This window comes from Micromonospora sp. WMMD714, assembly GCF_029581315.1.
Classification (GTDB): domain Bacteria; phylum Actinomycetota; class Actinomycetes; order Mycobacteriales; family Micromonosporaceae; genus Micromonospora; species Micromonospora rifamycinica.
Genome location: NZ_CP120744.1, coordinates 5,198,552 through 5,223,755, shown reverse-complemented (window position 1 = coordinate 5,223,755; position 25,204 = coordinate 5,198,552). Strand labels below are relative to the sequence as shown.

Genomic DNA, 25,204 nt, shown 5'->3' with positions numbered 1-25,204 from the left:
GACGGAGTTCTCCGATGCACCGACGCGCAGTACTGACCTCGGCGGGGGTGGCCCTGGCCGCGCTCGTCACCGGCTGGGCCGCCCTGGCCGTCCCCACCGCGAACGCCGAGACCGAGGCGGGACCGCCAGCCGTCACGGCACCGACGCCGACGCCCACCGGCGGCCCGACGGCCACCGTCGACGGGCCGACCACCGGCGGGCCGACGACCACCGCCACCGGCCCGCCGGCCACCACCGACCGGCCGACGCCGGCCGCCGCCGACGCCACCGAAGGACCGGCCGGTTCCCCGGTGGCCGTCCACGGCCGGTTGCGGGTCTGCGGCGTGCACCTGTGCGACCAGGCCGGCGAGCCGGTGCAGCTCCGCGGGATGAGCAGCCACGGCCTCCAGTTCTTTCCGAACTGCCTCAACCCGGACTCGCTCGCCGCGCTGCGCACCGACTGGCGGGCCGACTTCGTCCGGGTGGCCATGTACGTGCAGGAGGGCGGATTCGAGACCGACCCGGCCGGCTTCACCCGCAGGGTCGACGAGGCCGTGGTGACGGCCAGCGCGCTCGGCCTGTACGTGGTGGTCGACTTCCACATCCTGACTCCGGGCGACCCCAACCTCAACCTGGACCGGGCGAAGTCCTTCTTCGCCGAGGTCGCCGCCCGGCACGCCGCACGCACCAACGTGCTCTGGGAGATCGCCAACGAGCCCAACGGGGTCGGCTGGGCCGCCATCAAGAGCTACGCCGAGCAGGTCATCCCGGTGATCCGGGCCGCCGACCCGGACAGCGTGGTGCTGGTCGGCACCAGGGGCTTCTCCTCGCTCGGTGTCTCCGAGGGCGCCGACGAGACCGAGGTGATCGACGACCCGGTCGACGCCACCAACATCATGTACACCTTCCACTTCTACGCCGCGTCCCACCGGGACCTGCAACGGGCCACCGTGGCCCGTGCCGCGCGGAGCCTGCCGCTGTTCGTCAGCGAGTTCGGCACCCAGACCTTCACCGGCGACGGCCCGAACGACCTGGACAGCGCGACCACCTGGCTCGACCTGCTGAAGAGCCTGAAGATCGGTTACGCGATGTGGAGCTACTCCGACGGCCCGGAGAGCAACTCGGTGTTCCGGCGGGGCACCTGCGCCGGCACCGACTTCACCGGCACCGCCGTGCTGACCGAGTCGGGGGCGTTCATCCGGTCCCGGATCCGCAGCTGACCTGCCGCACCGCGTCGCCCCGCTGGCCGCAACCGACCCGGTGCGCCCGGCGGGAGGACGCGCCCCACCGGGAACGGCCGGCCGGTCAGCCGGCGACGACCGCCGAGACCCGGCGGACCCGGTCGGGGTGGGTCAGCACGTCCACGCTGTCGACGTACTGGTCCACCGCGCCGACCAGGGGGCGGTCCCGCAGCACGGGGTCGACGATCGCGGCCCGCAGCGCGGCGGCCAGGCGGGGCGCGTCGAGCACCAGGAAGGGCCGCCCGTGGAAGGGCCGGACGGTGGGCTCGACCGGCGCGGCCAGCCCGGTGGCGTTGGACCACCCGGCGACCGTCTCCAGCGCCCGGACCAGGCCCGCCTGCCGGGCCGGCCAGTCACCCGGCCCGAGCGCGTCCGCCAGCGCCGCCACCACCGGCGCGGCGTCCGGCAGCGCGGCGAACACGCTGCCGAGCCACTTGTCGTACGGCGGCCACCGCCGGTGCAGCAGCAGGCCGAGGCGGATCAGGTCGCGGGCCACCCGGGCGGTCACCAACCGGCTGCCCAACGCGTCCCCCACCTCCGCGCACCGCCCGACGAGATGCTCGGCCTGCCCCACCCGGGTCCACCCGGCGGCCAGCACGTGCCGCCACACGTCGTTCGGATACCAGGCCAGGGTGGCCCGGACCGCGCCGACCGCGCCGTGCAGGCCGTCGTGGAAGACCGCGCCGCCGGTCAGCTCGGCCAGCCGCTGCGTCGGCACGGCGAGCCAGTCGTCGCGGGTGACGGCGACGGTGGGGTCGAACCCCAGCCGGCCGCGCAGCCAGTCCCGCCAGACGGCCACCTCCACCCCGGTGCGGTCACCGACGACGTCGGGCACCCCCACCCGGGCGGTCGGCCAGCCGAGGAACCGGGTGGGCCGGCCCAGGAACCACGGCGGCAGGTCGGCCACCGCCGCGCGGACCGGTGCCACCGCCGCCGGGTCGGCCACGAAGACCTGTGCCCGCGGCCCCCAGTCGTGGTCGGTGGAGCGTTCGGTGTCCAGGCCCAGCAGCTCCGAACCCCCGTCGAGCAGGGCGGCGGAGTACCGCAGGCCGGGCAGCCGGTCCGCCAGCAGCGGCGCGACGACCTCGTCGTGGAAGCGGCGGCACAGCACCAGGCCGGGCACGAACTCCATGCCCGGCAGTCTCGCCCACCGGCCGGCCGGCGTCACGCCGGTTTCCCGCCCACCGGTGTCCCCCGGCCGCCCGGCAGCAGACCAGCGGGGCCGCCGACGGGCGGTGGGCGTCGAGGCGACCCACCCGGTCGTCCCCCCGGTCGTCGGTGGGCTGTGCCAGGCTGTCGGGCGTGGCAGACCAACCCCCGATCCTGCTGATCGACGCCCCCAGCCTCTACTTCCGGGCCTACTTCGGCGTGCCCGAGTCGGCCGCGAAGGCCGGGGACGGTCAGCCGGTCAACGCCGTGCGCGGCTTCCTCGACATGCTCGCCCAGCTCGTCCGCACCCGCCGGCCCGACCGGATGGTCTGCGCGCTCGACCACGACTGGCGGCCCGCCTGGCGGGTGGAGCTGCTGCCGTCCTACAAGGCGCACCGGGTCGCCCCGGCCGGCGGCGAGGAGGTGCCGGACACCCTCTCTCCGCAGGTGCCGGTGATCCTCGACGTGCTGGCCGCGATCGGCATCACCGCCGTCGGCGCCACCGGCTACGAGGCCGACGACGTGCTGGGCACCCTGTCGGTCACCCAGCCCGGCCCGGTGGAGGTGGTCTCCGGCGACCGGGACCTCTTCCAGCTCGTCGACGACGCCCGGGGGGTCCGGCTGCTCTACGTCGGGCGCGGGGTGGCCAAGCTCGACGACTGCGACGACGCCGCGGTCCGGGCCCGCTACGGCGTACCCGCCGACCGGTACGCCGACTTCGCCGCCCTGCGCGGCGACCCGAGCGACGGGCTGCCCGGGGTGCCCGGGGTGGGCGAGAAGACCGCGGCCCGGCTGATCGACCGCTACGGCGACCTGCCCGGCATCCTCACCGCGCTCGACGACCCCGGCTCCGGGTTCGCCCCGGGGCTACGGGCCAAGCTCGACGGCGCCCGGGACTACCTGGCGGTGGCCCCGAAGGTGGTCCGGGTCGCCACCGACGTGCCGCTGCCTACGCTGTCCACCGCCCTGCCGGCCGCGCCCGCCGACCCCGACCGGCTCCTCGACCTGGCCCAGCGGTGGAACCTGGCCGGATCGTGCCGCCGGCTGGTCGACGCCCTCGCCGGGCACCCGTGACGGTGCGCGGGCGGCCGGGAACGGTCGCCCGCCACCGGCGGCACGACGGGCCGGGCTGAGGCCGCCACCGGCGGCGCGAGGGGCAGCCGCTGCCGGCGACACGACGGGCAGCCATCACCGGCGGCGCGAGGGGCGGCTGTCAGCGCTGCGGCGCGGGGCGGCCGTCGTCAGCGCTGCGGCGGGGGCGGGACGTCCCGACGGGACGGGAACGGCGTGCCCGGCCGGCCGAGCGTCGTCGACCGGCTGCGCAGGCCCACCGGGTCCGGGGCGGTCTCCGGCTCGACCACCGGCGCGCTGACCTGCCGGGCCTGCAGGTACGCGGCGGCGGCCCGGTCGTCGTCGGTGGGGGCGGCGAGCAGCGCGTAGACCAGCCCGACCACCACCAGGATCACCGCGAGGACGATCGGCACCAGCAGCGTGCTCACCCCCGCACCGGTCAGCTCGCCGCGCCGCTCGTGCAGGTGCACCGACAGGGCGCTCATCCCGGTGAAGTGCATGCCGTTGACGGCGACCCCCATCACCAGGGCCGAGCCGGCGATCGCCAGTCCCCGGCGGACGGTCATCGCCAGCCACAGCGCCACGGTGGCCGCCACGACGGCGATGACCACCGACAACCCCACCCGGGTGCCGTCGTACGCCAGATCGCCGTTGAGCCGCATCGCGGCCATCCCGGTGTAGTGCATGGCGGCGACGCCGATGCCGGTGAACAGGCCACCGCCGAGGACCTTCACGGCGCTGAGCCGGCCGGTGCCGACGATGGCCAGACCGATTCCGACCGCGCTGACGGCGATCACCGTGCTGGCGGCGGTGAGCGGCACGTCGTACCGGATCCGGGTGCCGGTGACCGCGAACCCGAGCATGGCCATGAAGTGCATCGCCCAGATCGCGGTGCCACCGATCGCCCAGGCGGCCAGCAGCCCCCACCAGAAGCGCTGACCGGAACCGGTGGCGGTGCGGATCCGCCCGGCGCAGACCAGTCCCAGGAACGAACCGAGCACGGAGAGCGCGTAACTCAGCGCCGGTGTGATCCACCCGTACTCAAAGTGATTGATCTCCGCCACGGCGGCCTTCCCCCCACTCGTTACCGGCGCGTAGGAGACCGCGCCCGAGCAATGATCGGGGAGCCTGCTAGCAGGCGCAACAGCGCCCCCCGGGTTATCCGTGGGGTGCTGTCGCGGTGACCGTCCGATGCGTCGATTCCCCCGACCGACGGTGACCGAAAGTGATGATCAGGCCGAGGTGTAGTGAGCCAGCACACCCCGGTTGACGGCGACGATCGCCTGCCGCGCGGTGGCCCGCAGCTCGGTCGACGCCCCGCCGGAGTCGGCCAGCTGACCGAGCAGGTCGGCCACCTGCCGGGCCCACCGGACGAAGTCCCCGGCGGGCATCTCACCCTCGATCTGGTGGCCACTGGCCAGCACCTTGGCCAGCGTCTCCCCCCGCGCCCAGCGGTAGATCGGCCAGGCGAAGCCGAAATCCGGCTCCCGGGTCGCGGTCAGGCCCCGCTGCGCCTCGTCGGCCTCGATCTCGCTCCACAGCTTGAGCGTCTCGTCGACGGCGTCGGCGACCGGGCCGCGCGGCAGCGACGCCCGCTCGTCGGCGTCCCGGCGGGCCTCGAAGACCACCACCGAGACGGCCGCGGCCAACTCCGACGGGGACAGCCCGTCCCAGACGCCCCGCCGCAGGCACTCCGCGACCAGCAGGTCCGCCTCGGTCCAGATCCGGCCGAGCATCCGCCCGGCGGCGGTGACCCCACCGTCGGCGGACAGGTAACCCCGGGCGGTCAACAGCGCCACGATCCGGTCGAAGGTGCGGGCCAGCGAGCCGGTACGCCCGGAGACCCGCTCGCGCAGCTCCTCGGTGTCCCGCTCCAACCGGCGGCGCCGCTCCGCCCAGCGGGCGTGCTCCTCCCGCTCCGGGCAGGCGTGGCAGGGGTGCCGGCGCAGCTCGGTGCGGAGCTGGCTGAGCCGGTGGTCCTCGCCGGTCGCCTGCCGGGACCGCCCGCCCCGACGCCCACCGTGCCGGTCCAGCCCGATGGCACTGACCTCGGCGGCCAGATCCCGCCGGGCGCCCGGGGAACGGTGGTTGAAGTGCTTCGGCACCCGGATCCGGGCGAGCACCTCGGCCGGGGTGGTGAAGTCGCCGGGGCTGACCCGGCCGGCCCAACGGTCCTGGGTGAGCACCAGCGGCCGGGGCTCGCCGAACCCGCCGGTGGCCGGGTCGAGGACGACCGCGAGGCCGGCCCGCCGCCCCGAGGGCACCCGGATCACGTCGCCGACCCGCAGCCGCTCCAACGCGGCCACCGCGGCGGCCTTGCGCTGGGTCTGCCCCTGCCGGGCGATGGCCCGCTCCCGGTCGGCGATGGCGACCCGCAACGCGAAGTACTCGTCGAAGTCTCCCTGGTGGCAGGCCGCCTCGGCGCCGTACGCCTCGATGGTCTCGGTGTTGCGCTGCACCTGCCGGGCCAGCCCGACCACCGACCGGTCCGCCTGGAACTGGGCGAACGACGACTCCAGCAGGGCGCGGGCCGGGTCGGCCCCGACGCTGCCGACCAGGTTGACCGCCATGTTGTACGACGGCCGGAAACTCGACCGCAGCGGATAGGTGCGGGTCGAGGCCAGCCCGGCCACCTGCCGGGGGTCGGTCTCCGGCGACCAGACCACCACGGCGTGCCCCTCGACGTCGATGCCCCGCCGGCCGGCCCGTCCGGTGAGCTGTGTGTACTCCCCCGGGGTGAGGTCGACGTGCGCCTCGCCGTTGAACTTCACCAACCGCTCCAGCACCACGCAGCGGGCCGGCATGTTGATGCCCAGCGCCAGCGTCTCGGTGGCGAAGACCGCCTTGACCAGGCCCCGGACGAACAGCTCCTCGACGACCTCCTTGAACACCGGCAGCATCCCGGCGTGGTGGGCGGCCAGGCCGCGTTCCAACCCGTCGAGCCACTCCCAGTAGCCCAGGACGGTCAGGTCCTCACCGGGAATCGCGGTGACCCGGGACTCCACCACCCGGCGGATCTCGGCCCGCTCCTCCGCCGAGGTCAGCCGCAGGCCGGCGGCGAGGCACTGCTGCACGGCCGCGGCGCAGCCGGCCCGGCTGAAGATGAACAGGATCGCCGGGAGCAGCCCCTCCCGGTCGAGCCGGTCGACGATGTCGGGGCGCATCGGCCCGCGCCACCGCGGCCCCCGCCGGCCGCCGCCGGGACCGGCGCTGCGCCCCTCCCCCAGCTCCAGCCGGCGGACCTGCTCCCGGGTGTAGCGCAGCAGCTCCGGGTGCACGTCGTGCTTGCGGGCCGCGTCGGCGTCGTGGAACAGGTCGAACATCCGCCGGCCGACCAGCATGTGCTGCCACAGCGGCACCGGCCGGTGCTCGCTGACCACCACCGCCGTCTCACCGCGCACGGTGACCAGCCAGTCGGCGAACTCCTCCGCGTTGGAGACCGTCGCGGACAGCGAGACCAGGGTGACCGAGGAGGGCAGGTGGATGATCACCTCTTCCCACACCCCGCCCCGGAACCGGTCGGCGAGGTAGTGCACCTCGTCCATCACCACGTAGGCCAGCCCGGTCAGCGTCGCCGAGCCGGCGTAGAGCATGTTGCGCAGCACCTCGGTGGTCATCACCACCACCGGGGCGTCCCCGTTGATCGCGTTGTCGCCGGTGAGCAGGCCGACCTGCGCGGCACCGTACCGCTGCACCAGGTCGTGGTACTTCTGGTTGGACAGCGCCTTGATCGGCGTGGTGTAGAAGCACTTGCGCCGGGCCGGCGGGGTCGACGGCCCGTCGGCCGCCGTGGTGGCCGTGGTGGGCGTGCCCCGCAGCGCCAGGTGCACGGCGAACTCGCCGACCACCGTCTTGCCCGCCCCGGTCGGGGCGCAGACCAGCACCCCGCTGCCCCGCTCCAGGGACTCGCACGCCTCCCGCTGGAAGTCGTCGAGCTCGAAACCCAGGTCGAGCGCGAACTCTTCCAGGGCCGGGAACTGGGCGGCCTGGGCGGCCCGACGGCGGGACGCGGCGTACCGCTCGGCTGGGCTCGACATGTCAGCAAGATTAATCGGTACCACCGACGCTCCACCCGCCAAGGCCGTCCGGCACGGGCGTCGGGGCGGGTCGGTAGGGTGCACGGGTGCCGGATCACGCCGAACCGCGCGACGCCTCCAACGACGTCGTGGACGCCACCCGAGCGGGCGCCTCCCGCCGCCCCGTGGAGGCGGTGCTCTTCGACTTCCACGGCACCCTCGCCCAGGTCGAGCAGGCCCACGACTGGGTGGTGGCCGCCGCGGCCTCCTGCGGGGTGAGCCTGGAGCGGATGCGCGCCACCGCGCTGGCCGACCGGCTGCTCACCGCCGGGCGGGCCGGCGGCCCCCTGCCGGCCCGGGTACCGCCCGGCCTGGCCGAGCTGTGGGCCGACCGGGATCTCTACGAGCACGCCCACCGGGCCGCCTACACCGGGCTGGCCGAGACGGTGGACGCCGGGATCGAGGGCTTCGCCGAGGCGCTCTACGAACGGGTGCTGGTGCCCGACGGCTGGGTTCCCTACCCGGACACCGGGCCGGTGCTGACCGCGCTGCGGGAAGCCGGGATCAAGGTGGCCGTGGTGAGCAACATCGGCTTCGACCTCCGCGGGCACTTCGCGGCGTGGGGGCTGGCCGAGCTGGTCGACGCGTACGCGCTGTCGTACGAGGTGGGCCGGTGCAAGCCCGACCCGGGCATCTTCCTGCGGGCCTGCGGCATGCTCCGGGTGGACCCGGAGCGGACCCTGATGGTCGGCGACACCCCCGCCGACGCGGGCGCGGTCGCCGCCGGCTGCGGCGTGCTGGTGCTGCCGGCCGCCGGCCCGGGACGCCCCAGCGGCCTCGGCGCCGTGCTCGACCTGGCCCTGCCCGCCCCGTGACCGCCCCGTCCGGGCGGGCGGCGTCGGTCGGGCTGGTGCTGGGCGGGGCGCTGTCGGTGCACTTCGGCTCGGCCGTCGCCGCGCTGCTCTTCCCCCGGGTCGGGGTTCCCGGCACGGTCACCCTGCGGCTGGCCATCGGGGCGGTGCTGATGCTCCTGGTGTGCCGGCCCCGGCTGCGCGGGCACGACCGGGCCGACTGGCTCGCCGTCGGCGCGTTCGGGCTGGCGCTGGCCGGGATGAACTCGGTCTTCTACCAGGCCATCGAACGGATCCCGCTCGGCCCGGCGGTGACCCTGGAGGTGCTCGGGCCGCTCACCCTGTCGGTGCTGACCGCCCGCCGGTGGACCGCCTGGTGCTGGGCGGGGCTCGCGCTGGCCGGGGTCGCCCTGCTGGGCCAGGGCGGATTCGACCGGCTGCACCCGGCCGGCGCGGGCCTGGCGCTCGGGGCGGGCGCGCTGTGGGCGGCGTACATCGTCTGCTCCGCGCGGGTCGGCGGCCGGTTCCCCCGCGCCGACGGGCTGGCCCTGGCCCTCGCCCTGGCCGCCCTGCTCACCCTGCCGTTCGGGCTGGCCGACGCCGGGGCGCGGCTGTGGCAGCCGGGAGCGGTGGCGCTCGGTGCCGGGCTGGCGCTGCTCGCCTCGGTGCTGCCGTACACCCTGGAGCTGCTGGCGCTGCGTCGGCTGGCCACCTCGACCTTCGCGGTGCTGATGAGCCTGGGGCCGGCGCTCGCCGCGCTCGCCGGCTGGCTGATCCTCGGTCAGGACCTGCACCCGGTCGAGGTGCTGGCGATCGGCCTGGTGGTCGTCGCCAGCATCGGCGCGGTCCGGGCCGCCGGTCCCCGTGCCGGTGCACCGCCGGACGGTGGTCCGACGCCGCAGCCGGGTGCGCCGCTCAGCGCAGCAGACGCACCGCCTGGGGCACCGCGCTGATCCGTACCGGCAGGTCGAGGGAGCGCTCGCCGTCGGCGTAGGTGGTGATGCCCTCGGCCGCCAGCTCCACCGTGCCGGCCCGGTAGCTGCGCACCAGCGGATGCGCCACGTGGGTGCCGGCGTAGATGCGCGGTTTGACCCGGATCAGGGTACGCCGGTCGAAGCGGCCGCCGACCACCACGTCCAACAACCCGTCGGTGGGGTCGGCCGCCGGGCAGACCCGCATCCCACCGCCGTAACTGGCGCAGTTGCCCACCGCGACCAGCACCCCGTCGAACCGGTGTTCCACCCCGTCGAGGCGCAGCGTGTACCGGCGTGGCCGCAACCGGGCCAGCTCGACGAGGATGGCCAGGTCGTACCGGCGGGGTCCACGGGGCCAGCGCATCCGGTTGGCGCGCTCGTTGACGACCGCGTCGAAACCGGCGGCGAGGACCGCCCCGTACCAACGCTCGGGGCCGGTGCCGGCGGACATCCGGGCCAGGTCGACCGGGTGGGTACGGCCGGTCCGCAGCGCGGCGACGATCAGCGCGACGGCGGCGAGCGGATCGGCCGGGAACCCGGTGTCGGCGGCGAAGTCGTTGCCGGTGCCCGCCGGCACCGGGCCGAACGGCACCGAGGTGCCGGCGACCGCCTGGAGGGCCCGGTGGACAGTGCCGTCGCCACCGACCGTGACCAGCGCGGACGCCCCGGCGGCGACCGCCGCGTGGCAGGCCTGCTCGGCGGCGGCCGGGGTGTCCGCGGTGAGCAGTTCCACCGGACGGCCGGCGGCGGCCAGGCCGTCGAGGATCCGGGGCAGCAGCCCCCGGTGCCGGCCCCGGCCGGCGGTCGGGTTGGCGAGCACGGCGACCGGGCCGACCGCCGGGTGATCGTCTGGGGTCACGGCGAGCACCGTACCGGGCGCGCGGCGGGGTGTCCGGCCGGTCGTGACCGGCTAGCCGTGGCCGCAGCCGGGGACAGGGCTCTCGCTGTGGGCGATCACCTCGTCGAGTCGCTCGCGGGTCCGGATCAGCGCGGCGATCTGCACGTCGACCCGGTCCCGCTCGGCGGCCAGCAGCGCCCGCGACTCGGGCGTGCTGACTCCCGCGTCGACGCAGGGCAGCAGTCGGGCGATGGTGGTGCTGGTGAGGCCGGCCGGGTAGAGGTTCTGGATCAGGCGGACGCGGTCGGCCGCGTGGTCGGGGTAGAGCCGCTGCCCGCGTGGGCTGCGGGTGGACGCCAGCAGGCCCTGCTCCTCGTAGTAGCGCAGGGCACGGACGCTGACCCCGGCCCGCGCGGCCAGCTCACCGATACGCACGTCACTTCCCTTGCCTCTGACGTCAACGTCAGGTCCTAGCGTAGCGGCATGCAGATCAACGGAGCAGTCGCCCTGGTCACCGGGGCCAATCGCGGCATCGGCCGACAGTTCGCGAGCCAGTTGCTCGACCGCGGCGCACGGGTGTACGCCACCGCCCGCCGCCCGGAGCTGGTAAACCTGCCGGGCGCCACGGTGCTGGCACTCGACATCACCGATCCCGCCTCGGTGGCAGCCGCCGCCGAGGCCGCCCCGGACGTGAACCTTCTGATCAACAACGCCGGGGTGACCACCGCCACCGACCTGGTCGGTGGGGACCTCGCCGAGATCCGGCGCGAGCTGGACACCCACTTCTGGGGCACGCTGTCGGTGATCCGCGCGTTCGCCGCGCAGCTCGGCGACGGGGCCATCCTCAACGTGCTCTCGGCCCTGTCGTGGTTCGCCCACCCGGGCAGCGGCGCCTACTCGGTGGCCAAGGCGGCCGAGTGGAGCCTCACCAACAGCGTGCGGCTCGAGCTGGCCGCGCAGCGGACCCTGGTGACCGGCCTGCACATGGGCGCGGTCGACACCGACATGATGGCCGGCTACGACATTCCGAAGATCGACCCGGCCGACGTGGCACGGCAGGCGCTCGACGCGATCGAGGCGGACCGGATCGAGGTGCTGGCCGACGGGACGGCCGCCACGGTGAAGGCGGCCCTGGCCGCCGACCCGGCCGACTTCTACTTCCCGGCCGGGCCGTAGGCCGGTCGGCGGGTCGCTCCACCGCCGCCGCGTCGGGGCTGGCCAGCGGCGGCGGTGGAGCGGGGCGGCACACCACCCGTAAAGCATCCTAGGCTGCTAGGTGGAAGTGTGGCCGGGTCAGCCCCGGGTCTTCTGCTGGCAGGGCACGCAGAAGCGGGCCTGGGGCAGCACCTCCAGCCGCTCGGCCGGGATCGCCACCTGGCAGCGCTCGCAGCGACCGTAGCTGCCCTCGGCGAGCCGCCGCAGCGCACCGGCCAGGTGGTCGAGGCTCTGCCGGGTGGCCACGAGCAGCGCCGCCCGGGTGTGCGCCTCGGCCGGGTCGCCGGTGTCGGCGGTCAGCTCGGTCAACCGGGCGGTCTGCACCGCGAACTGATCGGTGAGGGTCTGGCGGAGCATGGTTAGCCGATGCTGTTCGGCCTGGTCCTGCAGCTCGGTGGTCATGTCAGATCCTTTCGGGCGCGGCATCCGCGGGACGGATGCTCGGACGACGACGGGGTAGCCGGACGGAAACCCCGGAAAACAGAAAAAGGGCCGAAGCCGAATGGCTTCGCCCTGGTGGCCGTACCGGAGGATGAGCGTCTCCGGTGGGCCACGGCCGGCGGGGATCGGGCTCGGCCGCCCCGGGGCGGGCACCACGACGGGCCGCGCGGCACCGGGCAGCACCGACCCGCACCGGCCGACGACGACCACCGCCACCGGGGAACCGGTGGCGGTCGGCGACAGCGGTCGGACGGCCGGGGACATGCGGCCCACCATAGGCCGTGCCCCGGGGAAAACCAACGGACAATGCACCCCGACCGCCCGTCGGCGGCGCGGACGCCCGCGCGGGAGCCTGTGCTTACATGGGCACCATGGCACAGCCGGTGATCCTCACCATCGACGACGACCCCGCCGTCTCCCGGGCGGTCGCCCGGGACATCCGCCGCCGGTACGGCGACCGCTACCGGGTGGTCCGGGCCGACTCCGGCCCCGGCGCACTGGAGGCGCTACGGGAGATCAAGCTGCGCGGCGAACGGGTGGCGGTGCTGCTGGCCGACTACCGGATGCCCGAGATGAACGGCATCCAGTTCCTGGAGGCCGCGATGGACCTCTTCCCGGCGGCCCGCCGGGTGCTGTTGACCGCCTACGCCGACACCGAGGCCGCGATCGACGCGATCAACGTGGTCGACCTGGACCACTACCTGCTCAAGCCGTGGCACCCGCCGGAGGAGAAGCTCTACCCGGTGATGGACACCCTGCTGGAGGCCTGGGCGGCCACCCCCGACCAGGCCAGCGAGGAGATCCGGGTGGTCGGGCACCGCTGGTCGGCCCCGTCGTTCGCGGTCCGCGACTTCCTCGCCCGCAACCTGGTGCCCTACCGCTGGCTGCTCACCGACGACCCGGAGGGCGGCCGGCTGCTCGCCGCCGCCGGGGCCACCGCCACCGACGTGCCGCTGGTGGTCACCCCGGACGGCAAGGCGCTGGTCGCCCCCACGGAGGCGGAACTGGCCGCGGTGGCCGGGCTCACCGTCGTGCCGTCCGCCGACTTCTACGACCTGGTGGTGGTCGGCGGCGGACCGGCCGGGCTCGGCGCGGCCGTGTACGGGGCCTCCGAGGGCCTGCGCACCGTGCTGGTGGAGCGGCAGGCCACCGGCGGCCAGGCCGGGCAGAGCAGCCGGATCGAGAACTACCTCGGCTTCCCCGACGGGGTGTCCGGCGCCCAGCTCACCGACCGGGCCCGCCGGCAGGCGCTCAAGTTCGGCGCGGAGCTGCTCAGCACCCGCGAGGTGGTGGGGCTGGAGAGCGCCGGCACCGCCCGGCTGCTGCACTTCGGCGACGGCAGCACCATCGCCGCGCACACGGTGGTGCTCGCCACCGGGGTGTCCTACCGGGTGCTCGACGCGCCCGGCCTGGCTGACCTGACCGGTCGGGGGGTGTTCTACGGCGCGGCCGCCACCGAGGCGCCGAGCTGCATCGACCAGGACGTCTGGATCGTCGGCGGGGCCAACTCCGCCGGCCAGGCGGCGGTGCACTTCTCCCGGTACGCCAGCCGGGTGCACCTGCTGATCCGGGGCGCCGACCTGACCGCGTCGATGTCGTCGTACCTGATCCAGCAGCTCGACCGGATCGACCGGATCGTGGTGCACCCGCACACCGAGGTGGTCGGCGGCGAGGGAGACGGGCACCTGGAACGGTTGCGGCTGCGCGACACCCGCACCGGTGAGGTCCGCGAGACGGACGCCTCCTGGCTGTTCATCTTCATCGGCGCGGCACCGCGCACCGACTGGCTGGACGGGGTGCTGGCCCGCGACGAGCGGGGCTTCATCGTCGCCGGCCCCGACCTGACCACCGGCGGCCGACGACCACCGGGCTGGACCCTGGCCCGCGACCCCTACCACCTGGAGTCCAGCCTGCCGGGGGTGTTCGCCGCCGGTGACGTGCGGGCCTCGTCGGTCAAGCGGGTCGCCTCGGCGGTCGGTGAGGGCGCGATGGCCGTCTCGCTGGTACACCGCTACCTGGAGGCACAGTGACCGACTCCGACGAACGACTCACCCCGGACCAGCTCCGCGAGCTGTTCCTGTTCGCCGCCCTCGACCCGGCGCAGCTCGACTGGCTGGCCGAGCACGGCCGGGTCGAGCACCGGGCCGCCGGCACCGTGGTCTACGCCGAGGGCGAGGACGCGACCTGCTTCTTCACCCTGCTGGCCGGCACGGTCTCGATGAGCCGGCGGGTGCGCGGCGACGACCTGGAGATCACCCGCACCGACCAGCGCGGGGTGTACGGCGGGGCCACCCAGGCGTACCTGGGCGGGCAGACCGACCAGGTCTACCTGAACACCCTGCGGGCGGTCACCGACGCCGAGTTCCTGGTGCTGCCCGCCGAGACGTTCGCCCACGCGGTGCGGACCTGGTTCCCGATGGCCATGCACCTGCTGGAGGGCCTCTTCGTCGGGATGCGCGACACCCAGACCATCATCGGCGAGCGGGAGCGGCTGCTCGCCCTGGGTTCGCTGTCGGCCGGGCTCACCCACGAGCTCAACAACCCGGCCGGCGCGGCCGTGCGGGCCACCTCGGCGCTGCGGGACCGGGTCGCCGGGATGCGGCACAAGCTGGCGATGATCGCCGACGGCCGGCTCGACGGCAGCCGGCTACACGCCCTGGTGGAGTTGCAGGAGGAGGCGGTGAAGCGGGCCGCCCGCGCGCCGCAGCTGTCCGCGATGGCCACCAGTGACGCCGAGGACGAGCTGGCCGACTGGCTGGACGGGCAGCAGCTCACCGCCGGCTGGGACCTGGCCCCGACGCTGGTCGCCGCCGGGCTGGACGTCGCCTGGCTGGAGCAGGTCCGCGAGGTGGTCGGCCCACAGGACCTCGAGTCGGCGGTGCGGTGGCTGTCGTACACCCTGGACACCGAGCAGCTGATGGCCGAGATCGACGACGCGGTCACCCGGATCTCCACCCTGGTCGGCGCGGCCAAGCAGTACTCGCAGCTGGACCGCGCCCCGCACCAGGTGGTCGACGTGCACGACCTGCTCGACGCCACCCTGGTGATGTTCAAGGCGAAGGTCCCGGCGGGGGTGCGGGTGGTCCGCGAGTACGACCGCGGCCTGCCGCCGATCCCGGCGTACGCGGCCGAGCTGAACCAGGTGTGGACGAACCTGATCGACAACGCCCTGTCGGCGATGGGGGCGACCGGCACCCTGACGCTGCGCACCTCGCGGGCCGGCGACCTGCTCGCGGTCGAGGTCGCCGACACCGGGCCGGGCATTCCCGAGGCGGTCCGGCCACGCATCTTCGAGCCCTTCTTCACCACCAAGGCGGTCGGCGAGGGCACCGGACTGGGGCTGGACATCTCCTACCGGATCGTGGTCAACAAGCACCACGGCGACATCCGGGTGGACAGCGTCCCGGGGGCGACCGTGTTCCGGGTGCTGCTGCCGTTCACCGCGCCGGCCCGGGTCGCCTGACCGGCCGCCCGGCGCGGCGTGGCCGGTCAGGCGACCCGGGCCGGGCGGTCAGCCGGTGGCCGGGACGGTCCCCGGCAGGGCGTGCCGGCGCAGCAGCCGCTGACCGATGAAGGTGCGCCACACCCGGTCGGCGACCGTCGGCTCGACCACCCAGAGCCGGTGCTGCGCCTCGGCCAGGGTCAGCGGGGCGGTGAACAGGTCCAGGAAGGTCCGGCTACTGCGGTTGAGCGCGAAGACCTGCCCGTCGGCCCGGCGGAACAGGTGCCGGTCGACCGGCAGCAGCGCGCCGGGGGTGCCCTCCTGCTCCTCCGCCCGCATCCTGCGGTACGCCTCCCAGGCCTGCTCGTCGGCGCGGTCGACGAAGACGCCGTTGGCGACGAACTCGGTGCGGTCGTCGTCGTGCTGGCGGACCCGGTCGTGGGCGAGGACGCCGCGCACGTCGGTGCCGTACCGGTCGTGGTAGAAGAACGAGTGCGGGGTGTCGGTGCTGCCCAGCCAGGGCCGGTGGTAGTGACCGGGGTTCAGGGTGGACTTCGCCCGCATCACCTCGTCGTGCGCGGCCTCGGTGACCGGCTCGTCGTAGCGCAGCACCCGGACGATGTCGGACCCCTCCACCGGGCGGACGTTGCTGATGCCGAAGCGCTCGGGCTCCTTGGCGACGATCGCGCCCGGGGTGAGCATGAAGTCGCCGAGGCCGCCGAGGGTCCACAGGTCGGGGTTGTCGCGCAGGAACCCGATGCTGTCCAGGGCCTCCTCCCGGGTCTCGGTGGGGAACCCGGTGAAGCCCATCATCTGCACGCCGATGTTGGCCTTGGTCATCGCGGTCATCGTCCGGCGGACCTGCTCCGGGCGGGTGCCCTTGTCGATCAGGTCGAGGATGCGCTGGTTGCCGGACTCGAAGCCGACCGAGACGGCCACGCAGCCACTGCGCCGCAGCAGCTCGCAGCGCTCCTCCGACCAGTACTTCTCCAGCCGGATCTCGGCCCCCCAGCGGAAGTCGAGCCCTCGCTCGACGACCTTCTCGGCGAAGCGCAGGATCGTCGCGGGGGCCAGCACGTCCACCGAGAAGTAGATGAACTTGGCGAACTTCGCCAGCTCCGTCACGTCGGCGATCATGGTGTCGGCGGTGTCCTGCCGCCAGGGGCTGGTCGGGCCGTCGGTGTTCAGGCCGTAGTCGCAGAAGGTGCACTTGTTCCAGTAGCAGCCGCGGGTGGGCGAGTAGTAGACGAACTTCTCCGGGCTCAGGTAGAGGTCCCAGGGCAGGCCGGAGAAGTCCGGCACCGGGATGTTGCCGAGCCGCTCGTAGCGCAGCGGGAGCTGCCGCTGCCGGCCGTACTTCGGGTGCAGCCGCACGTTGGGGTGCCCGGCCGGCAGGGTGCCGGTGGCCACCGCGTCGAGGATCTCGGTGTAGGCGCTCTCCCCCTCGCCGACGACGATCGCGTCGAAGTCGCCGAGCACCTGGAACACCTGCTCGGGGCGGCTGGCGCACTTCCACACGTCGGAGATCTCGGTGCCGCCGGTGATCACGAACGCGTCCGGGCAGGCCTGCCGGATCAGCCGGGCCAGCCAGAGGGTGAACGGGAGCTGCCACTGGTAGGTGGCGCTGATGCCGATCACGTCGTACCCGCCGGCGGCCAGCCGCGGGATCAGCACGTCCTCGTAGTACGGCTGGAAGGGCCTGTTGAGCCGGGCCAGCGTCGCCTCGTCGGTGAGCGCGGCCACCGAGCCGATGGAGACCGCCGGCGGCGCCTGCAACCGGAACCCGGCCCGGAACTGCCCCGGGAAGCCGACCGCGCCGAGCGCGTCCATCCAGGAGATGACGCCCTCGACCGCCTCCTGGTAGTGCCGGTAGTCGTAGAACAGCACCGGATCCTGCAGCACCCCGATCGACCGACGCAGCCGCTGCGGGTCCGGCTCGGGCAGGCCCAACCGGTTCGCCCGGGCCATCAGCGCGTCCGGTCCGGTCAGGTCGGTCACCGGCGGACGGGCCAGCTCCCGGCGCAGCCACTCGTACGCCGAGGGGGTGTAGGAGTGGTGGAACGCCTCGATGTTGGCGTCGATGATGTCCGCCGCCCGGTGCCCCTGGGCGCGGGCGTAGGAGTCGAGGTAGTTCAGCGAGTGGTACCCCGAGGTGGGGTCGGTCAGCGGGGGATAGATCAGCGCCGTCTTCACCGTGCCGCCCATCGGATCCTCCTCAGCCCGTCCGGGCCGGCGCGCCGGCCCGGGACTCGTCGTTGACCAACCCGTCGTGCGTGGCGGGCGGGCCGCCGGTCGCCGGCCCACCGGGCACCGCCGGCAGCCGGGGCGGGCCGAACGCCCGCAGGTACCCGACCAGTGGCTCGGCGGCGTACCGGAACGACTCCAGGTCGACGAAGCCCCGGTCCCAGGCCGCCGCGGCCAGCGCGTCGGGCGGGCAGCCCCACAGCGCGGCGAAGCAGCGGTCGATCACCTCGGTGCGGAAGTGCAGCCGGCCGCCGGGACGCCGCCCGCCGGTCGTGCGCGGCAGCAGCGTCTCGTTGAGCGACATCGCCGTGGCGGCGACCTGCCGGGCGGCGGCCCGCAGCGCGGGCCGGCGCAGCGGTTCGGCCACCATCCACCAGGCCAGGCTGCGGTACGGGGTGGTGCCGAAGGCCCGCACCAGCAGCCGCAGCACCGCCTCCCGGACGTCGAGTTCCCGTTCGGCGTCGGTCAGCCAGTCCTGACCGGTCGGACCGCCGGCGGACAGCCCCTGCTCCCGGGCCACCTCGACGGCGCGGTCCTCGACGTCCGGGTCGGCGGGGTCGCACCCGGCCACCCCGGCCAGGACGCTGCGCCGGTGCCGGGCCGGCGACTCGGGGTGCAGCAGCATCAGCACCGCCGCCACGTCCCGGTCGCTGACCCGGTGCCCGCCGACGGCGACGCCGGCGTGCCGGGACCGCCAGCTGTCCAGGAACCGGGTGCGCAGGTTGTCGATCGGTTGGTCGTCCGGACCGGCCGGGCGCAGTTCGGGACCGTCGGCCGCGGCCATCGACAGCAGCAGCCGGGCGTCGGCGCCCTTGGCGTCCCACGGATCCCGGCGGTGCCAGGTGAGGAAGCGGTCGACCAGCGCGGCGGCGTCCGGTGGCGCGGTGCGTTCCAGCGCCCGGTAGGAGCGACGCCGGAAGGGCAGCTCGGCGCAGAGCTGCCGCAGCCGGGTCGACTCGGTGTCGTCGAGCACCCCGGCGGCCACCGCCCGGCGCAGCGCGATCCGCACGTTGACCAGGGGCTCGCTCAGGATGCGGTGGCCGTCCTCGGCGGGACCGTGCACCACCGCCACCTCGTCGTCGCCGGTGACCACCCCGTCGCGGTAGAGCTGGAACACGTCGCCGACCCCACGCATCCCGAACTGCCACAGCTCGGCGGCCCGCAACGCCCCCATGCTGGCCGCTCCGGCGACGGTGACGCCCCGGGCGAGCAGGTCGAGGATCTCCCGGTGCCGCACCGGTGGATGCTGGAGGAAGAACCCGTCGATGATCAGGACGCGGTCGCCGGGGCCGACGTCGAGCCGGAGCAGGTCGCCGTGGGCCACCGGCGGACGGATCCGGGCGTCGGGCAGCAGCCGCCCGACCTCCCCGGCCGGGAGGCTGGGGCCGATGAAGACGATGTCGGTCACGCCGGCACCCCCGGTCGGGTGCTCAGCGCCCGCTCGTCGAACATCCGCAGGCCGGGCGCGAAGACCTTGCTCACCGCGATGCCGATGTCGTCGTGGGTCAGGTCGACCGCGAACGGTTCGACGCCGGTGCTGCGCTGCACCCGCAGGGCCAGCTCGCGCAGCACGTCGGTGACGGTGCCGGTGGGCGGTCGGTCGGCCCGTACCGGACCGGCGGGACGGTCGACGGTGGGCGGTCGTACCGGCGGGCCGCCCACGTCGTGGTACGCGGCGGCGTCGATGTCGTCGCGGGCGCCGGAGACCATCACCAGCCGGGACTGGGCGGCCTCGGACATGGCCCGGCCGACGGCGATCTCCGGGTCGACGTGGCAGCCGAAGCCACCGAAGGTGACCGGCAGGTCGGGCGACCAGATCGACGCGGCGTAGCAGGGCACCCCGATGCTGTTGGTGATGTCGCAGACCTCCACCCAGCAGCCGGCCCGCAGCAGCGCCTGGTGCACGCCCCGGGTCATCGGGTTGGTGGCGGTGCCCGGGTCGGTGTACGTCCGGTCGGCCAGCGCCGAGGTGCAGTAGGGGGCGATGCAGTCCCGCTCGACCACCTCCAGCAGGGCGTGCAGGCTGGCCTCGGCGAAGGTGTTGCCGGTGGCCAGGCCGTTGCTGCTGGGGTTGAACAGGGCGCGGGCCCAGCCCCGGCGGACGGTGAAGTCCAGCTCGATGGTGGCCCGGGGCACCAGGCAGGGCGTGCCGGTGACCAGCCCCCGGCCGGCCACCCAGTCGAGCACCACCGCCGGGGTGAGCGGTGAGCGTTCCGCCAGGTGCAGCCAGCGCACGTCGTACGGCAGGTCGAGCCCCTCGGCCGGGGACCGGGTGACGGTCCCCAGCCGGAGGTTCTCGGCGTGCCAGGACTCGATGCTCTCCATGACCGCGCTGACCTGCGACTGCATCGGCGTGGCGCCGGTGCCGACGCTGACCGCCATGGTCGCCCCGACCGGCCGGTAGGCCACGTGCACCGGCAGGCCGATCTCGTCGAGGCGGGTGATGTCGGCGACCCGGGTGATGCGGAACCGGTCGAGCAGCGCGCGGACGCGGTGCCAGGTCTGCTCGACGGTGGCCGTCCGGTAGGTGCCGGCGCGGAAGGCGATGGTCTCGGTGGTGGGCATCAAGGCTCCCGGCGGGGTGCGGAATCTAGAGGATGAGGACGGCGACGATGTTGACGTTGTTGTCGGCCGGGGCCTGGACCCCACCGGCCACCGTCTCCAGCTCGGCCTCGGTCAGTTCGTTGAGGTCGACCAGCGGCACCTCGGGCACGTGCAGGACGTGCCGCCCGGGGGTGCCCGACCAGTCGGCGACGATCTCGTCCTTGGTGTAGAGGGTGGTGGGCTGTGCCCGGTCGACCTCGACCGTCGCACCGGGGCTGACCGGCAGGCCCGCGGCGGTGGCGTAGCCTGTCGGGTCGGCGAGCAGCCGCTGGAGCTCCTCGTCGCTGCGCCACACCGCGGTGACCAGCTCGGAGTATTTGGTGACGAACCTGGCGCCGAACTCCTGCTCTTCGTTACTCATCGATCGCACCTTTCTTCGGGTTCGCCGCGGAAATAGCGGTTAATTGCTGTGTCGAGAACGTTAAGAACATCGCCGCTCGACTATCAAGGATTCCGGTGGACTGCCACCAGAAGTGGCCATGGCTCGCACCGGACGGCAGACATCGGTGGCAGGCCCGCCGCCGGCACGGCAGCGGGTGGCGGTCAGGTGCAGCAGCACGGGCAGCAGCAGGCGCAGCTGGAGTCCAGCCCGGCCACCACGCTGTCCAGCTCGTCCTCGGCCAGCTCCGCCTCGGCCACCGGCAGCAGCGCCGGCACGAAGAGCACGAAGATCCCGGTGTCCGCCGCCTGTTGCCACGACCTGACCTGCACCTCCAGGTCCGGGTCGGCGTCGGCGACGTCCCGCACCACCCGGACCAGCACCTCCTCGGGCAGCCCGAGACCGTAGTCGGCGAGCAGTGTCCGGGGGTCGCTCTCCAGCGCCCGCTCCCGTGCCGGGTCGGCCCAGACGTCGGCGACCAACCGGCTGTAGGCGGCCACGAAGACCGCCCGATCGACAGGTGTCACAGTTCCTGCTCCCTTCGACAGCCGGGCCGCGCCCTGCGGCGCGACGACGGCGCAGGGCGGCCAGGCCCACCCGGGCCACCCATTCCGCTTCATCCTCGGACAGCGCGGACGGGGCGGGATCAGCCAGGGGGGAATTTCATCGAATGTGGCCGCGAATGGGGCGGGAAACGGCGGAACTCGGGTAATGCGGAATTGCTGTGATCGCGTGGTCACGGAGGATAATGGTTGACCACCGCCGAGGGCAAGTAGAGGTTCCCCTTCTGTCCTCCGTGGGTCGCCCGGTCATACGCTCGGCCCGGGGAGACCGCCGTCCGCCGCAACCGGACGGCAGCCGCCGGACCCCGTCCCCGACGCCTGCGGAGGCCACCGTGACCATCGACCGGGTGACGACGACCGGGCCGGCGACCGCCGGCGCTCCGGCCGGCTACACCGTGGAGGAACTCGCCCGCAAGGTAGGGATGTCAGCGCGCAACATCCGGGCCCACCAGGCCCGACGGCTGCTGGCCCCGCCGGTGCGCCGGGGGCGGGTCGCGCTCTACGACGACTCCCACGTCCGCCGCCTCGACGCCATCCTGACCCTGCAGCGGCAGGGCTTCAACCTGGTCTCCATCGAGGCCATGCTCGGGGTACGGGCCAGCGACGAGGCCCCCGACGGGCTCACCGCGATGCTGCAACGGCTGGCCACCGAGCGCCCCGCGCTGACCCACGCGCTGACCCGGCACGGGGTGATCGGCCGCGCCCCGGACGGCACGGTACGCACGGTGCGGCCCCGGCCGCTGCGGGCCGCCCTGGACCTGCACCGGGTGCGGATGGGCACGGTGCCGGCCCTGCAGGCGCTCAGCGAGGTGCTCGACACCGTCCGGCCGCTCGCCGACGAACTGGTCGCGGCCGTCACCGCCCGGATGCTGACCCTCGCCCCCGAGCTGGCCGGCGGCTCCCGACCGTCCTGGGCGGACGTCGACCGGGAGACGATCCTGCTGACCCAGGGGGTGGTCAACGTGCTCACCGAGGCGTTCCGGCTCGCGGTGGAGAACCAGGCCGAGGCGCACGTCGCCGACCTGCTGGAGAATCACCTCGGCGCGGAGCTGTCCGTCGAGGACGGCAGCCCCGTCGACAACGGCTGACCGTCGGGCGACGGCTGTTCTCCGGCCGGCGACCGGTCTCCGGGCGACGAGCCTGGCGACCGGTCTCCAGGCGACGAGCCTGGCGACCGGGGACCGGCCGCCGGGGACCGGCCCTCGGGGTCGGCGAGCAACTGCCGCCGGGCCAGCCGGTGGAACAGCCCGTCCGGCTGCTCCATCAGCTCCTCGTAGCTGCCCCGCTGCACGATGCGGCCCTGGTCGAGCACCACGATGACGTCCGCCTCGCGGACCGTGGACAGCCGGTGGGCGATCACCAGCCGGGTGGCCGCCAGCGTCGCCGTGCTCCGGGTCACCACCTCCTGGGTACGGTTGTCCAACGCGCTGGTCGCCTCGTCGAAGAAGAGGATCCGGGGCCGGGGGGCCAACGCGCGGGCGATCAGCACCCGCTGCCGCTGCCCGACCGAGAGGGTGCCGCCGCCGAACGGCACCATCGTGCTCATCCCCATCGGCAGCGCCTCCAGGTCGTCGGCGAGCCCCGCCATCCGGGCCGCCTCCCAGACCTCGTCCAGGGTGAACCCGCCGGCGCCGCAGATGTTGTCGCGCACCGACCCGGCGAAGAGCTGACCGTCCTGCAGGACCACCCCGCACTGCCGGCGGACGGCCTGGACGTCCAGTTCGGACAGGTCCTGCCCGTCGTAGAGCACGGCGCCCTGCTGGGGGCGTTCGAAACCGAGCAGCAGGCGCAGCAGGGTGGACTTGCCGCATCCGCTCGGTCCCACCACCGCGACGAACTCACCGGGCCGGATCTGCAGGTCCACGTCGACCAGCACCGGCGGGTCGTCCGGCTGGTAGGCGAAGGTGAGCCGGTGCAGGCTGATCCCGCCGCGCAGCTCCCCCGGATCCACCCGGTCCGGCCGGGCCTCCGGCTCGGCCCGCAGGATGTCGCGCAGGCTGCCCAGCCGGGGCACCGCGGCGACCACCTCGACCCCGGCGGAGACCAGCACCAGCAGCGCGCCGAGCAGCATCGCGAACCCGACGTTGAGGACGAAGAAGTCGGTCGGCGACACCTGCCCCGCCAGCGGCCCCATCAGGACGGCGAAGAGCACCAGCTGCCCGGCGACCGGGAGCACGGTGGCGAAGGCGATCAGCCCGGCCTGACTCTGCCGGACACGTTGCAGCGCCGCCCGCGCGGTGGCCGCCAGCTCGGACCACCGGGCGTGCGCGCGGGACTCCGCCGCGGCGAGCTTGAGCTTGACGATGCCGCCGAGCAGCTGGTTGGTCATCGCCGCCGACCGGTGCTCGGCGGCCAACGCGGCCCGCTGCCGCCGCAGGACGAGCAGCGTGAACACGGTGAAGGCCAGCAGGCAGACACCCACCACGCCCAACCCCCACAGGCCGAGCACCGGCTGCACGACCAGCAGCATGGCGGTGGTCACCAGCACGGTCGCCGCCGCGGTGAGCAGCTGCGGCAGCAGGGCGCTGAGCGCCTCGCCGACGAACGCGACACCGAGCATCGAGTTGGCGATCTCGCCGCTGCTGCGCCGGCTGAAGAAGCGGGCCGGCAACCGCATCAGCCGGTCCCACAGGGCCAGCTGCACGCCGGACTGCATCCGGCCGTCCAGCCGCAGCAGCAGCAGGTTCTGCACCACGCCGAGCAGACCGGCCACCACGGCCGCGCTGAGCATCAGGACGAGGAACCCGGCCAGACCCTCGACCTCGCCGCGACGGGCCAACTGGCCGAGCACCGCTCCGGTGGCCAGCGGCACACCGAGGCCGAGCACCGCCACACAACCGGCGGTCAGCAGCAGGGTACGCACGTCGTGGGCCGCGCCGACCAGGCCGGCGCGCAACAGGTGCCGCAGCGCGGCGACGTGCGGCAGCGGGGCCTGGACCTGGGTGGCCGCGGCGGCCAGGTCGGCGGCGAAGGCCGGGGAGACCCGGCGGTGCACCCGGGTCTCCGGATCCACCCGGTGGTAGTGGCCCCGGCGGAACACCATCGGCACCGCCACCGGCGGGCCGCCGTCGTCGCCGTCCCGCCAGCCGATCAGCGGCCCCAGATCGCGCCGCCACCACCGCCCGGGTAGCCGGACGTCCCGCAGGAACAGGCTGGAGGCGCGGGCGACGGCGTGCACGGCGGCCCGCTCGCCGGCCGGGGTGCGGCTGCGGTCGGTCGGTTCGTCGACGGTGACGTCCCACCCGGCGGTGACCGCCCGCAGTACCGCCGCCGCCGGCCCGAACAGGTCGAACTCGGTGGCCCGCTCCGGCACGGCCACCGCCTCACCCGCACCGATCACCCCGATCGCCCGGCGGGCCGCCGCGGCCAGCACGGCGGCGTCGGCCCGGCGGCGGCGCTCGACGGCGCTCAGCAGCGCGGCGTCGGCGTCGGCGGCACGCGCCTCCACCGTCCGCAGCAGTCCGGCCAGGTAGCGGTCCACCGCCGTCCGGAGCTGGCCGGCGGCGAGCAGGTCGGCGCTGCCGTGGCTCTCCACCACGCAGGACGCGTCGGCCACCACCCAGTCCCGGCCGGCGAGCAGCAGCAGCTCCTGCTCGCCGACGGTCTCGCCGGGGCCGCCGTCGTTGCGACGCAGGTGGCCACCGGCGCAGCGCAGCCACCAGACGCCGCCGTTGGCGGTCAACGTGCTGCCCTGCGCCAGTGAGACGATCTCCCGGGCGGCCAGCGTGGACGCCTCCCGGGGCGCCTGGCCGGGGCGCAGCGCGTCGGCGAGGGTGAGCAGCGCCAGGTCGACGGCGTCGACGAGCTGCGCGGCGGCGGCCCGGGCCCGCGCCCCGGTCGGATCGGCCGGACCCCGTTGCCGGCGGGCCTGCCGTTGCAGCACCGACAGTTCGCGGACGCCGAGCCCGCGCAGCTCGGTGCCGGGCAGCGGCACCAGGATGAGCTGCCACGCGCCGATCGCGGTGGACGTCGGCAGCAGCGCACCGGCGGGCAGCCGGGCCACGTGGAACCGGCGTGACGGGTGCAGCCCCGGGCGTCGTACCGCGAACAGGTCGGCCTCACCACCGGTGACCAGCCAGCCGGCGTCCGGCCCGTCCAGCCGGCAGGTACGGCGTACCGCGTCGCCACAGAACCCGACCAGGCCACCGGCCGGGCTGTCCGGCGTCGCACCGCTCATCGTCGTCTCCTCACCCGCTC

Annotated in this window: 20 protein-coding genes; 8 read left to right on the top strand and 12 right to left on the bottom strand. The window is 74.4% G+C overall.

Annotated elements, in window-relative coordinates:
* The first annotated feature begins 14 nt into the window (after positions 1-14).
* Positions 15-1,199 (top strand): glycoside hydrolase family 5 protein, encoded by a 1,185-nt coding sequence (locus tag O7625_RS22225; RefSeq protein ID WP_282341207.1) that lies wholly within the window; start codon positions 15-17, stop codon positions 1,197-1,199.
* An 85-nt stretch (positions 1,200-1,284) separates the two neighbouring features.
* Here O7625_RS22225 and O7625_RS22220 read toward each other — a convergent pair whose 3' ends face one another.
* On the bottom strand, positions 1,285-2,352 hold the full coding sequence (locus O7625_RS22220; RefSeq protein WP_282341206.1) for a DUF4037 domain-containing protein: 1,068 nt from the start codon (positions 2,350-2,352) through the stop codon (positions 1,285-1,287).
* A gap of 170 nt (positions 2,353-2,522) precedes the next feature.
* Here O7625_RS22220 and O7625_RS22215 point away from each other — a divergent pair, with 170 nt between their 5' ends.
* Positions 2,523-3,443: a 5'-3' exonuclease gene (locus tag O7625_RS22215; RefSeq protein ID WP_282341205.1), complete on the top strand. Its 921-nt coding sequence runs from the start codon at positions 2,523-2,525 to the stop codon at positions 3,441-3,443.
* Positions 3,444-3,610: 167 nt separating this feature from the next.
* Here the strand turns inward: O7625_RS22215 and O7625_RS22210 are convergent, their stop codons facing one another.
* Together O7625_RS22210 and O7625_RS22205 are read right to left on the bottom strand one after the other, a co-directional pair.
* A complete protein-coding gene (locus tag O7625_RS22210) occupies positions 3,611-4,504 on the bottom strand; it encodes an MHYT domain-containing protein (RefSeq protein WP_089003899.1) in 894 nt (297 codons plus the stop codon).
* 168 nt (positions 4,505-4,672) lie between these two features.
* Complete coding sequence (locus tag O7625_RS22205) at positions 4,673-7,477, bottom strand: DEAD/DEAH box helicase (protein WP_282341204.1); 2,805 nt, start codon at positions 7,475-7,477, stop codon at positions 4,673-4,675.
* A 164-nt stretch (positions 7,478-7,641) separates the two neighbouring features.
* On the opposite strand from O7625_RS22205, the gene O7625_RS22200 reads away from it, so the two are divergent.
* Both O7625_RS22200 and O7625_RS22195 read left to right on the top strand, forming a co-directional pair.
* On the top strand, positions 7,642-8,331 hold the full coding sequence (locus tag O7625_RS22200; RefSeq protein ID WP_282347051.1) for an HAD-IA family hydrolase: 690 nt from the start codon (positions 7,642-7,644) through the stop codon (positions 8,329-8,331).
* Entirely contained in the window at positions 8,328-9,260 is a 933-nt protein-coding gene (locus O7625_RS22195; RefSeq protein ID WP_282341202.1) for an EamA family transporter, read from the top strand. Before O7625_RS22200 ends, O7625_RS22195 begins: the two co-directional genes overlap by 4 nt.
* Here O7625_RS22195 and O7625_RS22190 read toward each other — a convergent pair.
* Together O7625_RS22190 and O7625_RS22185 are read right to left on the bottom strand one after the other, a co-directional pair.
* Positions 9,223-10,149, bottom strand: coding sequence for a diacylglycerol kinase family protein (locus tag O7625_RS22190; protein WP_282341201.1), 927 nt, complete (start codon positions 10,147-10,149; stop codon positions 9,223-9,225). The genes O7625_RS22195 and O7625_RS22190 overlap by 38 nt on opposite strands.
* Before the next feature lie 42 nt (positions 10,150-10,191).
* Positions 10,192-10,554 (bottom strand): MerR family transcriptional regulator, encoded by a 363-nt coding sequence (locus O7625_RS22185; protein ID WP_282341199.1) that lies wholly within the window; start codon positions 10,552-10,554, stop codon positions 10,192-10,194.
* Positions 10,555-10,602: 48 nt separating this feature from the next.
* Here O7625_RS22185 and O7625_RS22180 point away from each other — a divergent pair, with 48 nt between their 5' ends.
* A complete protein-coding gene (locus O7625_RS22180) occupies positions 10,603-11,295 on the top strand; it encodes an SDR family oxidoreductase (RefSeq protein WP_282341197.1) in 693 nt (230 codons plus the stop codon).
* A gap of 117 nt (positions 11,296-11,412) precedes the next feature.
* On the opposite strand, the gene O7625_RS22175 is transcribed toward O7625_RS22180, so the two are convergent.
* Positions 11,413-11,736 (bottom strand): TraR/DksA C4-type zinc finger protein, encoded by a 324-nt coding sequence (locus tag O7625_RS22175; protein WP_282341195.1) that lies wholly within the window; start codon positions 11,734-11,736, stop codon positions 11,413-11,415.
* Between the two features lie 410 nt (positions 11,737-12,146).
* On the opposite strand from O7625_RS22175, the gene O7625_RS22170 reads away from it, so the two are divergent.
* Together O7625_RS22170 and O7625_RS22165 are read left to right on the top strand one after the other, a co-directional pair.
* On the top strand, positions 12,147-13,805 hold the full coding sequence (locus O7625_RS22170; RefSeq protein ID WP_282341194.1) for an FAD-dependent oxidoreductase: 1,659 nt from the start codon (positions 12,147-12,149) through the stop codon (positions 13,803-13,805).
* Positions 13,802-15,238: an ATP-binding protein gene (locus O7625_RS22165; protein ID WP_282341193.1), complete on the top strand. Its 1,437-nt coding sequence runs from the start codon at positions 13,802-13,804 to the stop codon at positions 15,236-15,238. The genes O7625_RS22170 and O7625_RS22165 overlap by 4 nt, the downstream gene beginning before the upstream one ends.
* A 48-nt stretch (positions 15,239-15,286) precedes the next feature.
* On the opposite strand, the gene O7625_RS22160 is transcribed toward O7625_RS22165, so the two are convergent.
* The 5 genes from O7625_RS22160 to O7625_RS22140 all read right to left on the bottom strand — a co-directional run bounded on the left by O7625_RS22160 (position 15,287) and on the right by O7625_RS22140 (position 20,971).
* Complete coding sequence (locus O7625_RS22160; RefSeq protein ID WP_282341192.1) at positions 15,287-17,422, bottom strand: radical SAM protein; 2,136 nt, start codon at positions 17,420-17,422, stop codon at positions 15,287-15,289.
* A 10-nt stretch (positions 17,423-17,432) separates the two neighbouring features.
* The gene (locus O7625_RS22155; RefSeq protein ID WP_282341190.1) at positions 17,433-18,869 is read right to left on the bottom strand and encodes a TfuA-like protein; all 1,437 of its coding nucleotides are present in this window, start codon (positions 18,867-18,869) and stop codon (positions 17,433-17,435) included.
* The gene (locus O7625_RS22150; protein WP_282341188.1) at positions 18,866-20,026 is read right to left on the bottom strand and encodes a YcaO-like family protein; all 1,161 of its coding nucleotides are present in this window, start codon (positions 20,024-20,026) and stop codon (positions 18,866-18,868) included. The genes O7625_RS22155 and O7625_RS22150 overlap by 4 nt, the downstream gene beginning before the upstream one ends.
* 25 nt (positions 20,027-20,051) lie before the next feature.
* Positions 20,052-20,426 carry a hypothetical protein gene (locus O7625_RS22145; protein WP_282265158.1) on the bottom strand — a complete coding sequence of 125 codons (375 nt, stop codon included), beginning with the start codon at positions 20,424-20,426 and terminating at the stop codon, positions 20,052-20,054.
* 182 nt (positions 20,427-20,608) lie between these two features.
* Positions 20,609-20,971: a hypothetical protein gene (locus O7625_RS22140; protein WP_282341187.1), complete on the bottom strand. Its 363-nt coding sequence runs from the start codon at positions 20,969-20,971 to the stop codon at positions 20,609-20,611.
* Between the two features lie 368 nt (positions 20,972-21,339).
* Between O7625_RS22140 and O7625_RS22135 the strand changes: the two genes are divergently transcribed.
* The gene (locus tag O7625_RS22135; protein ID WP_067306286.1) at positions 21,340-22,095 is read left to right on the top strand and encodes a MerR family transcriptional regulator; all 756 of its coding nucleotides are present in this window, start codon (positions 21,340-21,342) and stop codon (positions 22,093-22,095) included.
* Here the strand turns inward: O7625_RS22135 and O7625_RS22130 are convergent.
* Positions 22,041-25,184, bottom strand: a complete 3,144-nt coding sequence (locus O7625_RS22130) for an ATP-binding cassette domain-containing protein (RefSeq protein WP_282341182.1) — start codon at positions 25,182-25,184, stop codon at positions 22,041-22,043. The genes O7625_RS22135 and O7625_RS22130 overlap by 55 nt on opposite strands.
* Between the last annotated feature and the right edge of the window lie 20 nt (positions 25,185-25,204).

Excerpts from the sequence above, each read along its gene's own strand:
- O7625_RS22170 (WP_282341194.1), top strand. The coding sequence starts at position 12,147 with ATGGCACAGCCGGTGATCCTCACCATCGACGACGACCCCGCCGTCTCC.
- O7625_RS22175 (WP_282341195.1), bottom strand. The coding sequence starts at position 11,736 with ATGACCACCGAGCTGCAGGACCAGGCCGAACAGCATCGGCTAACCATG.
- O7625_RS22225 (WP_282341207.1), top strand. The coding sequence starts at position 15 with ATGCACCGACGCGCAGTACTGACCTCGGCGGGGGTGGCCCTGGCCGCG.
- O7625_RS22150 (WP_282341188.1), bottom strand. The coding sequence starts at position 20,026 with ATGCCCACCACCGAGACCATCGCCTTCCGCGCCGGCACCTACCGGACG.
- O7625_RS22160 (WP_282341192.1), bottom strand. The coding sequence starts at position 17,422 with ATGGGCGGCACGGTGAAGACGGCGCTGATCTATCCCCCGCTGACCGAC.
- O7625_RS22180 (WP_282341197.1), top strand. The coding sequence starts at position 10,603 with ATGCAGATCAACGGAGCAGTCGCCCTGGTCACCGGGGCCAATCGCGGC.
- O7625_RS22145 (WP_282265158.1), bottom strand. The coding sequence starts at position 20,426 with ATGAGTAACGAAGAGCAGGAGTTCGGCGCCAGGTTCGTCACCAAATAC.
- O7625_RS22130 (WP_282341182.1), bottom strand. The coding sequence starts at position 25,184 with ATGAGCGGTGCGACGCCGGACAGCCCGGCCGGTGGCCTGGTCGGGTTC.
- O7625_RS22205 (WP_282341204.1), bottom strand. The coding sequence starts at position 7,477 with ATGTCGAGCCCAGCCGAGCGGTACGCCGCGTCCCGCCGTCGGGCCGCC.
- O7625_RS22220 (WP_282341206.1), bottom strand. The coding sequence starts at position 2,352 with ATGGAGTTCGTGCCCGGCCTGGTGCTGTGCCGCCGCTTCCACGACGAG.